This window comes from Naasia lichenicola (assembly GCF_004801885.1).
Taxonomy (GTDB): domain Bacteria; phylum Actinomycetota; class Actinomycetes; order Actinomycetales; family Microbacteriaceae; genus Naasia; species Naasia lichenicola.
Genome location: NZ_SSSM01000005.1, coordinates 774,386 through 787,089 on the forward strand (window position 1 = coordinate 774,386; position 12,704 = coordinate 787,089).

The following is a 12,704-nucleotide window of genomic DNA, read 5'->3' on the forward strand; positions in this document are numbered from 1 at the left end:
ACGAAGGCAGGTAAGACGTGACGCATTCCCAGCTGACGACCTCGACGGCACACCGCACCGCGGCGCAGAGGCTTGCCCACGTCGCGGACCAGCTCGGTCGGCGAGACCTCACACCGCGCCGGTTCCTCCGCGGTCTCGCCTGGAACTGCGCCGGCATCCGTCCCGACCTTCGCGGGTACCTCGATCTGGCGGTGGGCGGCCGCAATCCGATCTCCGGACGCGGATTCCGCAGACGTTTCGACGACGGGACTGACGGTCAGGTGCGCCACTTCGCAGGCGTGGCCGTCGCCCCGGTGCTCCTCGGCGATCGGTTCACAGGGTTTGCGCTGCGGTGGTTCCTGCGGGACTCGCCCGATTCCGCGGATGGTCGGCTGAGTGAGGCCGCGCTGCGGTTCGCTCACGCGCTCCGCTCCGGAGAAGTCTCTGTGCGGGACGCGGGCAGCTGGATCCGGCAGAATCTCGTCGCCTGAGCAGGCGGCTCGGTGTCCTTGCGTCTCTGGCCTCGCACTGGCCTTCGTGCCTAGAGTCGGGAGCACCCACAACGCAGAGGGAGCCGAGCAGACATGAGCCGAATCGTCGTCCAAGAATTCGTCACGCTCGACGGGGTGGCTCAGGCGCCCGGCGGATCCGAGGAGGATCTCGCCGACGGGTTCGAGCACGGCGGCTGGCAGATGGACTACGACGCCGTCCATGACAGGGACGACGAAGGCGGTCCGATCATCATGGACTGGGAGAGCCGCACCGAGGCTCTGCTGCTCGGACGGAAGACCTACGAGATCTGGGCAGGGGCCTGGGGAGTGTGGGACGAGCACGAGCCGGGCAGCATGGGCGAGCTCACCCGCACCTACAACCGGGTGCCCAAGCACGTCGCGTCGCGGACACTCACCGAGCTCGGCTGGAAGAACTCTCACCTGCTCGGCGACGACGTTCCGACCGCAGTACAGAAGCTGCGGGAGGAACCGGGCGGCGAGATACGGGTGTGGGGGAGCCTGAACCTCATCCGGACGCTGGGTGCGCACGATCTCGTGGACCAATACCGGCTCGCCGTCTATCCGATCGTCCTGGGCACCGGGAAGAAGCTGTTCGCCGAAGGGTTCCGGACGTCCACGTTCGATGTGGTGGAGTCGCGTGTGCTGAAGTCCGGCGTGATCATCACCGTGCTGCGGCGCCGAAACGAGTAGCTGGCGCAGCCATGACCTGGCGCATAACGCGTCGCTGCGGACAAAACGCGGCCGGGTACCAGCGCGTTGCGTCCGTAGAGGCGCGCTGAGTCCGTGGAGGCGCGCTGCGTCGGCCGGCTGGCTAGCGCAGGCCCTGGCGCTCGCGGGCGTCCGCCGCGAGCGGGGTGAAGAAGTTGACCAGGTTGCCGTCGGGGTCGCGGAAGAGCAGCGAGCGGTTGCCCCACGGCATGTCGGTCGGCTCGTTGACGAACTCGGTCACCACATCCGTGAGGGTCGGATAGAGAGCATCGACGTCGTCGACGAGGAAGTCGATGATGACGCTCCGGTTGGCGCGCGGCTCGAGGGAGCCCGGTCCCATGGCAGGGATGGTGGCGCTGCTCGAGATCGCGAGCGTGCCGCGCGGAGTCGTGAGCTCCGCGAACAGGGGATGGATGCGGTTGCCGGATACGCCGGTCACCCGCTCGTAGAACGAGAGCAGGGCTTCGACGTCGTCGGTGATGATGCGGGTGGCTGCGAGCTGGACCATGCGCCGACCGTACTGGGCGCCTCCGACGTCGAGCGCTGTCCGGCGAACCCAGCGCGGGTGGTGGACCGATCGCGCTCGGCTTGGACGACCGCGTGACGTGAGTGCGGAGTCAGGCGCATCATGGGCGCATGGCGATCTCGATGGACGACTTCACGATGTCCCAGCTCGGACAGCTCCGATGGGCGGCGGCGCGGCGACGGGTGCGGGCGTTCTCCGGCGGCGAGGCCGTCGTCGACTCGCTGGACGCACGCATCGTCTGGGAGCCCAAGCGGGTGGTCGGCTCCTACGCCGTCCCGCTCGGCGACATCCATCCGGCGCCGTCGAAGGGAGGGGCGGTCGCGTCCTCGGCAGTCGCTGCGCCAATCCTCACCCCCGACGACGCGTTCGAGCTGCACACCTCGCCCGGAACCGCGTGGACCCTCGAGCTGCCGACCGGATCCGCCCCAGGTGCTGCATTCAGCCCGGATGACCCCGAGCTCGCGGGCTACGTCGTGCTCGACTGGACGGTCTTCGACGAGTGGCGCGAAGAGGATCAGATCGTCATCACCCATCCGCACGACCCGTTCCAGCGCATCGACTGCCTTCTCTCCGACCGACAGCTGAACGTGAGCCTGGAAGGGGTCGTCCTCGCCGACACTCGCCGGGCCGTCCTGCTGCTCGAGACCCATCTGCCGCAGCGCTGGTACATACCCCGGGACGATGTGCGGATGGACCTGCTGACACCGAGCCAGACCGTCAGCTCGTGCGCGTACAAGGGCGTGGCGAACTACTGGACCGTCTCCGTCGGGGAGCGGACCGTCGTGGACGCGGCGTGGAGCTACGAGAATCCGCTGCACGACGGGGAGCCTGTGCGCGGATACCTGTGCTTCTACGACGATCGGGTGGACGTGGCCGTCGCGAGTTGACAGCTGTGGTGGGTTCGCGGTGCGCGGACCCACCACGAGCGTCAACTCGCGAGCCGCGACAGTGCAGCCGTTCGAACGGCTCAGCTCCAGAAGGCCGTGAGCCGTTCCGCGAGCCCCTTGCCCTGCGCGAAGCCGGCTCGCGCCGCAGGCGGACGCGACGACGGATCCATTGCGTTGTCGCCGAAGGCGGCTCGCCCGGCGTCGTCCGGCACTATCGTCTCCACTCGGCTGCCGCCCGCCCGGAGGGCATCGACCTGGTGGGCGAGGTGCAGTCCCCACTCCGCAGGCGTCCGGGCAGCGCCGCCGAAGGGCGACAGCACGAGCACCCGGGCGGATCCTGCGGCGAGATCGGCATTCTTCGCGCTCGCGCGATAGCCGCCGTCGATGTACCAGTGACCGCCGATCGGATAGGCGGTGCCGCTGGAGGTGCTCGCCGCGACCGCGTCGACCAGCTCCACCCCGCTGCTGCGATCGAAGACGGTCGGCTCACCGGTCTCCGCGTCCACCGCGGTGATCAGCATGGGGCGCTCCGACCAGTCGTGGCGCGGGAGCCGTGGAGCGACCATCGAGCGCCAGCGCGGGCCAGAGCCCTCCGCGGCCGTGGCCAGCCCGATCGCGGCGGCGCCCATCCGCCTGCGCATGTCAGCCGCGTCGGCGGACGCGGCGATGATGTCGCCGGTCCTGCGCATCTGCTCGGCCACCCGGTCGGCAGCGCGGGATCCGCCCGCTGGCCGAGCCGGTGCGGCGTGAGGTGGCGACGCCGAGACGATGTCCGCGAGCAGGTTGGCGAGTGAGGCGCCGCTGATCTGGGCGGCGGCGGTCGCGCCGGCGGAGGTGCCGATGATCAGATCCGCGTCCGTCACATCGAGTCCGGCATCGGAGAGTCCGGCGAGAACGCCGATCAGCCAGGCATTGCCCGCCGATCCGCCTCCGCCGAGGACGAGGGCGCGTTCCCGGCGCCGAGGGGTCCGAGAGGCCGCGTCGATCGGCAACGCGTCGGTGTAAATGGAGGTGCCGTCCGGGATCGGATCGGAGGTCACTGCAGGAGAGGTGGTGATGTTCACGGGAGTCGCCTTTCGCGAATGGCTGTCAGGCGCTCCCGGTGGCGGCTATCTCAGTCGCGGGATGAAGGGAGCACCCAGAGTGGATCGTGCGTTCATGGGTGTCACCTCCTGAGTCGAGCGGGGCGATCGATGTCGACCGAGCTCGAACGCTACTCCGCAGACGGCCGTGACGCCAGATCGTCCTCGCGCCGGTCAGCCGCGCGGGATCGTCAGCCCCGGTGCGCGTCGGCGGGGTGCGCGGCGATCCGAGCGCGATCCGTCGCCAGGGTGAACGCGGCGCCGACGATCACGATGCCGGCCGAGACCCACGGCACCCAGGCGAGGCCGAGGTGATCGAGCACGACGCCGCCGACCAGTGCTCCGAGGCCGATGGCGATGTTGAACGCGGTGGTGATGATCGATCCCGAGATCGCCCGCATCGGCACCGATGAACCGTGCAGATTGCGGGTGTGCAGCATCGGCGGCAGCCCGCCGAACGAGGTGCTCCACATCATCATCAGCACCACGACGGCGATGAAGCCGTGTCCGAAGAGTGCGAGCAGTACGCACATCACCGCCACCGCCGGACCGGCGACGTTGACGAAGAGCCGCGGCCACCGATCGCCGAAGACCCCGGCGAGGACCGCGCCGAGCAGTCCCGCGAGGCCGAACGCGAGCAGCACCACGCTGACCAGGTCGGGGGAGACGCCTCCGATCTGGATCGTCCAGGGCGCGATGTAGGTGTAGAAGGCGTTGTGTCCGGTCGCGAGGAGCAGCACGGACACCGCGACCAGAAGGACGGCTCGAAGGGAGCGATCCTGACGGAGCGGGACGGCGATCGCGCCGGTGGTCAGCCTCGGTCGATGGTCGACGGAGGGCAGGGCGACGATGGTGAGCACGAGGAAGGCCGTCACCAGCACCGCCATGGCCACGAAGGCGAGCCGCCAGCCGAGGGCGAACCCGAGCGCAGCGGCGAACGGGACGCCGAGGATGAAGGCGAGCGAACCGCCGCCGGTGGTGAGCGCGATGGCACGGGCGAGCTGACGCGGGGTGACGAGAAGCGCGGCGTATGGACCGGCGACCGCCCAGAACAGCCCGTGCGCCAATCCGCCGAGGACGCGGGTCGCCAACAGGGTCTCGTAGGTCGGCGCGATCGCGGAGAGCACATTGGAGATCGCGAACACCGACAGGGTGATGATCAGCAGCGCCTTGCGCGAATGCCGCCGAGTCAGGATGGTCATCGGGATCGAGGTCAGCGCCACGGTTCCCGCGAAGACGGTCACGAGGATGCCGACCTTCGACTCGCTGACGCCGAGGTCGGCCGCGATGTTCGGCAGCAGAGCGGTCGGCAGGAACTCGCTCGAGACGGAGACGAAGATCGCGCCCGCGAGGACCAGCAGGCGGAAGACGGGGAATGCGGGCTCGGACCCCGAGGTGAGCACGGACGCGGAGGCAGGTGAAGTAGACACAGTTGCTTCAAGGTTCCCAGAAGCACGGCGGGCCTCGGCGCAGCCGCGGGGCGTGTGAGCCGACGCCGCGGCTGAGAAGCCGAAAAGTGCGGGAATCCGACTCGCATTCCCGCACTCTTCGGCTTCTCGACTCGAGGTTCGAGCGCCTGATCAGTTGAGGGCCGGGGTGTCCTCGGGGATGACGCCGTTGCCGTACAGGTCGGTGGCCAGGTCGCGCAGCGCACGCAGCGCGACGCGCTGAGTCAGTGGGCCGTAGGAGATGCGGGCGACGCCGAGCTCCTGGTACTCGGCGGCCGTCAGGGCGCCGGGCAGTCCGATGACCGAGAGCTTGCCCGCGCCGAGTCCGGCGACGAGGGGCTCGACGACCTCGCGGGTGACCGCGCCGGGAACGAAGACCAGGGCGGCGCCTGCGTCGAGGAAGGCCTTGCCGCGTGCGATGGCGTCCTCGATGCTCTGCTCGATCGGGCGGTCGCCGCCGCGGACGATCGCGTCGGTGCGGGCGTTCAGCTGGAAGGCGACACCCTCTGCCTCTGCTGCAGCGATGATCGCGGCCACGCGGGCGACGGAGTCGTCGAACGGACGGAGGCGGTCCTCGACGTTCGCGCCCACGATGCCCAGTGCGATGGCGCGGCGGATGGTCTCGCCCGGGTTGTCGTATCCGTCGTCGAGGTCCGCGGAGACGGGCAGGTTCACCGCGTCCACCACGGCCCTGGCGCCTGCGAGGGCGACATCCAGTGGCATGCCGCCGTCCTTGTATCCGAAGGTCGCGGCGATCGAGTGGCCTGCGGTGGCGATGGCCTTCGTCTCGGGGAGAGCGGCGACGGTCGCGGCGCTGATCGCGTCCCACACGTTGACGACCCGCAGGATCTCGGGGGCTTGGTGGAGCGACTGGAGGGTGAGGGCGCGATCGGCCGTCGTGGAATCTGTCATGGGGTCTTCCTGTCATCCGGGGGAGCGCACTGCGGCGCGGGCTGCTGAGAACGTCCGTTCTCAAGGCTGTCCGAGCCTAGGTGAACGATCGTTCTCCTGCAAGTTACACTTGTCGCATGACGACACACGACGTGCGTGAGCACGTGATCGGGACGGCCGATGCGCTGTTCTACGGTCGCGGCATCCAGGCGGTCGGCATGGACGTGCTCAAGGCCGAGTCCGGTGTCTCGCTCAAGCGGCTCTACACGCTGTTCCCGTCCAAGGAGGCGATCGTGCTCGCCGTGCTCGAGCGTCGGCACGCCCTCTGGTCGCAGGGGCTCGAGACCGCGATCGAGGCGGCATCGTCGCCGCGCGACCGGCTCCTCGCCGTCTATGACTACCTGGCCGACTGGTTCTGCATCGACTCGTTCCGGGGCTGCGGGTTCATCAACGCGTTCGGCGAGCTCGGCGCCGTGTCACCCTCCGTCGCCGACGCGGTGCGCTCCCACAAGCGATCGTTCCAGGCCAGCCTCACGCGCCTCGTCCACGACATCGGCGGATCCTCCGAACTGGCGGCGCAGCTCGCGATCCTGGCGGAGGGCGCGCAGACGACCGCGGCGATCAGCGGGACCCCCGAGGCGGCTGGGCAGGCGCGCCGGGCGGCTGAATCTCTGATCGCGCTGTCGGATGCCGGACTCCGCGAGGCGCTCGCGGTGACCAGCTGACGGCAGGAGCGGCTCCCGTGAGTGCCATCCCGGCCATCGATTGGCCGACAGTCCCGCGCCCGGCCGACCTTCGGCGCATCGTGCTGTGGAGCGCGGCGGAGCTCTCGTCCGCCATCCGCGGCCGGGTGGTCAGCTGCGTCGAGGTGATGACCGCCTATCTCGACCACATCGACATCGTCAATCCGTCGGTCACGGCACTCGTCGCGCTGCGCCCTCGATCCGAACTGCTCGAGGAGGCCGCGGAGAAGGACCGGCTCCTCGCACACGATGTCGTCGACGGCTGGATGCACGGCTTCCCGCACGCCGTGAAGGATCTCGCGGACGTCGCCGGCTGGACCACCTCGGCCGGGTTCTTCCGCGAGAGCGACCACCAGCCACCCGCGGAGGGGGACGACCTCTTCGTCGAGCGCATCCGTGCGGCGGGCGCGATCTTCATCGGTCGCACCAACACCCCGGAGTTCGGGCTCGGCTCGCACACCTACAACACCGTCTACGGCACGACCCGCAACGCCTACGACCAGACGCGCACCGCCGGCGGCAGCAGCGGGGGAGCGGCCGTCGCGGTCGCGCTCCGCATGCTTCCCGTCGCCGACGGCAGCGACTTCATGGGATCGCTGCGCAATCCGCCCGGTTGGAACGGCGTGCTCGGCATGCGACCGTCGTTCGGTCGGGTGCCCTCCTTCGGCGGGGACCAGTTCACCCTGCACGGCGGGGTCGAGGGTCCGATCGCCCGATCGGCGCAGGATCTCGCCCTGCTGCTCGCGACGATGTCGGGGTATGACCCGCGCGCGCCGCTGTCGATCCACGACGACGGCGGTTCGCTGGCCGCGACAACCTCGGTGGAGCCTGGACGGCTTCGGATCGGCTGGCTCGGGGACCTCGGCGGATACCTCGCCGTCGAGCCCGAGGTGCTGGAGGTGATCCGCTTCGCTCTCGGACGGCTCGAGGATTCTGGCGCGACCGTCGTCGAGATCGACTCGCTCCCGCAGCACGGAAGCTTCGCCGGTGTGCAGGACCTGTGGCCGACCTGGCTGACCTACCGCCATGCATCGACGTCCGCTTCCGCCGCGTCGCTGTACGCGGACCCCTAGCTGCGGACGCGACTCAAGCCCGAAGCGATCTGGGAGATCGAAGGCGGCCTCGGCGTGGAAGGTCGCGCGCCGATTTCCGCCGCCCAGTTCATCGCGGCATCCGCGCGTCGATCGGATCTGTACGAATCCATCCGAGGGCTGCTGGCCGACGTCGATGTGATCGCCCTGCCGACGGCGCAGCTGTTCCCGTTCGACGCCGAGCTCACCTGGCCGCGCGAGGTGGCCGGACGGACCATGGACACCTATCACCGATGGATGGAGGTCTCGATCCTGGCGACCCTCATCAATGCGCCGGCCATAGCGCTGCCCGCCGGCCTCGGTGCGGCGGGTCTGCCGATCGGCGTCCAGCTCATCGGCCGCAACCATGACGAGCGCGGCCTGCTGAGCGCGGCGCGGACCTGGCAGGACGTCCAGCCCGCGGTGCCGCTTCCGGCGCTGCTGGAATACCTGGGCGACTGAGGTCTGCGCGGGCGAGAAGAGACAGGCGTCGAGGAGCTCGGTCGTTCAGGCGGTGACGGCTTCGGCGGCACTCCTCGCCCGCCAGACCGCGCCGCTCAGGATGAGCAACGCGGCGAATGCCGGCCATCCGGCCACGATCGTCTCCGTCCACGGGGTCGTGTCATACGACTGTTAGCCGGCGACGGCCGGCGCGACGGCGAACGTCGAGACGATGTAGCCGATCAGCGTGGACCCGATGAGTGCGATGCTCGCGACCGACCAGGCGATCGAATGTCGTGCGCTCAGGACTGCGAGCGCGATGAGGCCGACGATCGATAGCAGCGAGAAGACGTACCAGGCGGCGTCCGCGAACGCGGGCCTGCCGGTGATCCCGGATACGAGTGCGTGCAGGCCGAGCAGTCCGAAGGGGGCCGCGGCGATCACCGACAGAAGCGCCGGCATGACGAACGAGGTGGACTTCCCCGAAGGGCGCACCGCGATGGCGAAGGAGGCGATTCCAGCGGCGAGCAGCAACAGACCCACGCCGAGCAGCTGAGCGGCTGAGCCGATCGGCTCCCACGGGTACGCGGGGAAGAAGTAGTCGAAGCGGTGGTCCTCGATGAGGAAGTCCGAACGCGTCCATCCGTTCGCCGCGGGACCCCACCGTTCGAGCGAGGCGAGTATCTGGAGCACCGAGGAGCCGATCAGCAGCCCGGCGGCGAGAAGCGCCGGCCTGAGTCGCAGCCCCAGGGCGTCGCGGATCGGCTCTGCGGGGCGCTGCAGGATGGTCTCGGGCTCCATGGCGTCACGCTAGACCTCACCGGCGGCGTCGGGGTGAACTCGGAGCGAAGATTCCTCGATGCGGAGGGCGTCAGCCGAGATCCGGCTCGCTCGACGCGTGCCGGGCGGCCGTCGGACGCCACGAGAATGGGTGCGTGCCCACCCTGCTGAAGCGGATGACCGCCCGTGAGACCCGCGAGGCTCACCGCGTCTCGTCCCCGCTGGAGCTGCTGGTCGACCTCGTGTTCGTGGTGGCGGTCGCCCAGCTCGCCGCTGCGCTCGCGCACTCAGTCGAGGAAGGGCACCTGCTCGAGGGAATCCTGCCGTTCGTCATGGTGTTCTTCGCCATCTGGTGGGCCTGGATGAACTTCACCTGGTTCGCCTCCGCCTATGACACCGACGACGTCCCCTATCGGCTGCTCACCCTGGTGCAGATGGCCGGTGCGCTGATCATCGCCGCCAGCGCAGCGCGAGCGTTCGAGGGCGAGTACGCCGGCGCCACCATCGGCTACCTCGTCATGCGGGTCGGCCTCGTGTCCCAGTGGATCCGCGCGGGCATCCAGCATCCCGAGGGACGGACGACGGCGTTCCGCTACGCCGGAGGGATCACGGCTGTCCAGGTCCTGTGGTTCGCCCGGCTGCTGCTTCCGTACGAGGTCCAGTTCCCGGCCTTCTTCCTCGTGGCGATCCTCGACATGGCGGTGCCGGCCTGGGCCGAACGCTCGGGCCGCACGAGCTGGCATCCGCATCACATCGCGGAGCGCTACGGGCTGTTCGTGATCATCCTGCTCGGCGAGAGCGTGCTGGCGGCGACGGTCGCCTTCGCACAGGCGGAGCTGACGCCGTCCCTCGCGGCCGTCGGCCTCTCCGGGCTTGTGATCCTGTTCGCCCTGTGGTGGATCTACTTCCTCCAGCCGGTCGGCGACGGCCTCGCGGCCCGGCCCGATCGCAGCTTCTGGTGGGGCTACGGGCACTACTTCCTGTTCGCCGCGCTCGCATCCATCGGCGCGGGCCTCGAGGTGGCGGTCGTCACCATCGGCCATGCGGCGGCCGAGGTCGACCATGCGCTGGCGGCCGGCGCAGCGATGGCGGCGGAGGAGGGGGAGGCGGTCGTCGGCTCGGTCGCGGCCGCCCTGGGCATCGCGGTCCCTGTCGCGATCGCGCTCGTCATGATGTGGGCGCTGCACGGACCCCTCGGCATCCGGTCGCTCGTCCGCGCGCCCGTGGCTCTCGGAGGTGCCGCGGCGATCGTGGCGGCAGCGCTTCTCGCAGGGTCCATCGGCCTCGCGGCAGCCATCGCGGCGACCGCGGGCATCCTCGTGCTGGTGGTCGCCTCGGAGTACCTGCCCCGATCGGCCCCGCCCCGGTCCGCCGGGTCCGGTCAGATCGCCGGAAGCTCCAGCGTCTCGTAGAGCTCGCGTCGGCGATCTTCGAGCTGGGGGATCGCCCGACCGAGAGCGTGCTCGGCGAAGTGCGCGGACGCCCCGTGCGCCGCGAAGGCATCGGCATCGACGTAGACCTCGAAGATCCGGATCACCCGGGGGTCCTCGGGGTCGATGTAGGGCTGGTAGATCAGGTTGCCCGGCTCCTGGCGCGAGCCGGCGGTGAGACGGGCGAGAGCATCGAGGACGATCGCCTCGCTGCCGGGCTTGACGGTCCAGACCGCGTTGCAGACGAATGCCATGGAAGTCCCTCTCCTCACCCGTGCAGATCCTACGGACAGTCGAGCACCTCCGAGCACCTCCGAGCACCTCCGAGCACCTCCGAGCGCATCTGGAGTAGCAGTCCCTCGAGTTGACGCGAACCGCCCGTCTCGCATGCCTATAGCGGCGGTTCGGGTCAACTCGGCGGTGCGATCGGACGTCGGGCCGCACGCGGGCGGTCGAAGTCTGCGCGTGCTCGATGGACCTGGCACGATGATCGGGGCGCGATCAGCGCCGGACCAGCGCATCAGCACCAGCACCAGCACGCGCACCAGCACCGAAGCCGAGCTACAGGAGAACGAACATGGCCGACCCGACAGCTGCCGCAGAGGCCATCCGCGCCGGGCGCACCTCGCTCGGCATCGAGCTGGGCTCGACCCGGATCAAAATCTGCCTGATCGGAGACGACCTCGGGACCGTGATCGCGGTCGGCAGTCACGAATGGGAGAACCAGCTCGTCGATCGGCTGTGGACCTACTCGCTGGACGACGTCTGGTCCGGCATCCGCAGCGCGTACTCCGCGCTCGCCGAGGACGCCCGGGAGCAGCACGGACTGCGCCCCGTCTCCTTCTCCGCCATCGGGGTCTCCGCGATGATGCACGGCTACCTCGCCTTCGACGCCGCCGACGAGCTGCTCGTGCCGTTCCGCACCTGGCGGAACACCAACACCGGGCCAGCGGCCGCGGAGCTCACCGAGCTGTTCGGGGTGAACATCCCGTTGCGCTGGTCGATCGCGCACCTGCACCAGGCGGTTCTCGATGCTGAGCCGCATGTTCCGCAGATCGCCTTCCTCACCACCTTGGCCGGCTACGTGCACTGGAGGCTGACGGGCCGCAAGGTCCTCGGAGTGGGCGACGCATCGGGGATGTTCCCGATCGACTCGACCACGAAGGACTACGACACCGCTCTCGTCTTCCGGTACGACGCCCTCGTCGCCGAGCGAGCACCCGGCTTGCGGCTCAGCGACCTGCTGCCCGAGGTGCTCGTGGCCGGTCAGGCGGCGGGTCAGCTCACCACCGAAGGCGCCGCCCTGCTCGATCCGACTGGGGCGCTGAAGCCGGGGGCGATCCTCGCCCCGCCAGAGGGCGACGCGGGTACAGGCATGGTCGCGACCCTCTCGGTGGCTCCCCGCACCGGCAATGTGAGCGCCGGCACCAGCATCTTCGCCATGCTCGTGCTCGAGGGGCCGCTGGCCGGCCTGCACCACGAGATCGACATGGTCACCACGCCCGCCGGCGATCCGGTCGCGATGGTGCACTGCAACAACGGCGCCAGCGAGCTCGGCGCGTGGGTGTCCCTGTTCTCGCAGTTCGCGGCGGCGGCGGGACTGCCCGCCAGCTCGGATGCCGTCTTCACCACGCTGTTCAGCGAGGCGCTGGCCGGTGCGCCCGATGCCGGTGGCCTGCTGGCCTACAACCAGCTGTCGGGTGAGCCCATCGCGGGACTCGACGAGGGGCGGCCGCTCGTGGTCCGCACCCCGGACAGTGCGTTCACCCTCGGCAACTTCATGCGCGCTCAGCTCTACGGCGTCTTCGCGACGCTCGCCCTGGGCATGAAGGTGCTGACGGATGAGGGGGTCAGCCTCGACCAGATGTTCGCGCACGGCGGGCTGTTCCGCACAGCCGGAGTCGCGCAGCGCTTCTTGGCGGCGGCCATCGGTGCGCCGGTCTCGCTCGCCGACACGGCATCGGAGGGCGGCGCCTGGGGGATCGCGGTGCTCGCCGCCTACGCGGCCGACGACACCGAACTGGATCTCGATGCCTGGCTGCGCTCCCGGGTGTTCGCCGGGGCGCAGTTCGCCACCGTGCAGCCCGATGCGACGGACGTGGCCGGCTTCGCCGCCTACCTCGAGCAGTACCGCGCGGGCCTGGCGATCGAGCAGTCGGCGGTCACCGCGCTGCCCTGACCCCCGCATCGCGTCCTCGGTCGTGTGG

14 protein-coding genes are annotated in these 12,704 nt (G+C 69.7%); 8 read left to right on the forward strand and 6 right to left on the reverse strand.

What is annotated here, in order from left to right:
• Positions 1-17: 17 nt before the first annotated feature.
• Together E6C64_RS14645 and E6C64_RS14650 are read left to right on the forward strand one after the other, a co-directional pair.
• Positions 18-470, forward strand: coding sequence for a hypothetical protein (locus E6C64_RS14645; protein ID WP_136428214.1), 453 nt, complete (start codon positions 18-20; stop codon positions 468-470).
• A 93-nt stretch (positions 471-563) separates the two neighbouring features.
• Complete coding sequence (locus E6C64_RS14650; protein WP_136428215.1) at positions 564-1,181, forward strand: dihydrofolate reductase family protein; 618 nt, start codon at positions 564-566, stop codon at positions 1,179-1,181.
• A gap of 121 nt (positions 1,182-1,302) precedes the next feature.
• Here E6C64_RS14650 and E6C64_RS14655 read toward each other — a convergent pair whose 3' ends face one another.
• Entirely contained in the window at positions 1,303-1,707 is a 405-nt protein-coding gene (locus E6C64_RS14655; protein ID WP_136428216.1) for a VOC family protein, read from the reverse strand.
• Between the two features lie 128 nt (positions 1,708-1,835).
• Here E6C64_RS14655 and E6C64_RS14660 point away from each other — a divergent pair, with 128 nt between their 5' ends.
• Positions 1,836-2,612, forward strand: a complete 777-nt coding sequence (locus tag E6C64_RS14660; protein WP_136428217.1) for a DUF427 domain-containing protein — start codon at positions 1,836-1,838, stop codon at positions 2,610-2,612.
• An 80-nt stretch (positions 2,613-2,692) separates the two neighbouring features.
• Here the strand turns inward: E6C64_RS14660 and E6C64_RS14665 are convergent, their stop codons facing one another.
• The 3 genes from E6C64_RS14665 to E6C64_RS14675 form a co-directional block, all read right to left on the reverse strand.
• Positions 2,693-3,619: a patatin-like phospholipase family protein gene (locus tag E6C64_RS14665; protein ID WP_136428726.1), complete on the reverse strand. Its 927-nt coding sequence runs from the start codon at positions 3,617-3,619 to the stop codon at positions 2,693-2,695.
• 266 nt (positions 3,620-3,885) lie between these two features.
• Positions 3,886-5,124 carry an MFS transporter gene (locus tag E6C64_RS14670; RefSeq protein ID WP_158437875.1) on the reverse strand — a complete coding sequence of 413 codons (1,239 nt, stop codon included), beginning with the start codon at positions 5,122-5,124 and terminating at the stop codon, positions 3,886-3,888.
• Positions 5,125-5,274: 150 nt separating this feature from the next.
• Positions 5,275-6,054, reverse strand: a complete 780-nt coding sequence (locus E6C64_RS14675) for an isocitrate lyase/PEP mutase family protein (RefSeq protein WP_136428219.1) — start codon at positions 6,052-6,054, stop codon at positions 5,275-5,277.
• 116 nt (positions 6,055-6,170) lie between these two features.
• Between E6C64_RS14675 and E6C64_RS14680 the strand changes: the two genes are divergently transcribed.
• Genes E6C64_RS14680 through E6C64_RS19270 form a run of 3 tightly spaced genes read left to right on the forward strand, consistent with a single transcriptional unit; the run spans position 6,171 to position 8,308 of the window.
• On the forward strand, positions 6,171-6,758 hold the full coding sequence (locus E6C64_RS14680; RefSeq protein WP_136428220.1) for a TetR/AcrR family transcriptional regulator: 588 nt from the start codon (positions 6,171-6,173) through the stop codon (positions 6,756-6,758).
• Positions 6,759-6,775: 17 nt separating this feature from the next.
• Positions 6,776-7,849 (forward strand): amidase family protein, encoded by a 1,074-nt coding sequence (locus E6C64_RS19265; RefSeq protein ID WP_199241048.1) that lies wholly within the window; start codon positions 6,776-6,778, stop codon positions 7,847-7,849.
• Positions 7,850-7,903: 54 nt separating this feature from the next.
• Positions 7,904-8,308: an amidase family protein gene (locus E6C64_RS19270; protein ID WP_199241049.1), complete on the forward strand. Its 405-nt coding sequence runs from the start codon at positions 7,904-7,906 to the stop codon at positions 8,306-8,308.
• Between the two features lie 171 nt (positions 8,309-8,479).
• On the opposite strand, the gene E6C64_RS14690 is transcribed toward E6C64_RS19270, so the two are convergent.
• Entirely contained in the window at positions 8,480-9,088 is a 609-nt protein-coding gene (locus tag E6C64_RS14690; RefSeq protein WP_136428221.1) for a hypothetical protein, read from the reverse strand.
• 134 nt (positions 9,089-9,222) lie between these two features.
• Here E6C64_RS14690 and E6C64_RS14695 point away from each other — a divergent pair, with 134 nt between their 5' ends.
• Entirely contained in the window at positions 9,223-10,479 is a 1,257-nt protein-coding gene (locus tag E6C64_RS14695; protein ID WP_233255641.1) for a low temperature requirement protein A, read from the forward strand.
• Here the strand turns inward: E6C64_RS14695 and E6C64_RS14700 are convergent.
• On the reverse strand, positions 10,449-10,751 hold the full coding sequence (locus tag E6C64_RS14700) for a putative quinol monooxygenase (protein ID WP_136428222.1): 303 nt from the start codon (positions 10,749-10,751) through the stop codon (positions 10,449-10,451). The genes E6C64_RS14695 and E6C64_RS14700 overlap by 31 nt on opposite strands.
• Before the next feature lie 323 nt (positions 10,752-11,074).
• On the opposite strand from E6C64_RS14700, the gene E6C64_RS14705 reads away from it, so the two are divergent.
• Positions 11,075-12,676 carry a xylulokinase gene (locus tag E6C64_RS14705; protein ID WP_136428223.1) on the forward strand — a complete coding sequence of 534 codons (1,602 nt, stop codon included), beginning with the start codon at positions 11,075-11,077 and terminating at the stop codon, positions 12,674-12,676.
• Positions 12,677-12,704: the final 28 nt, after the last annotated feature.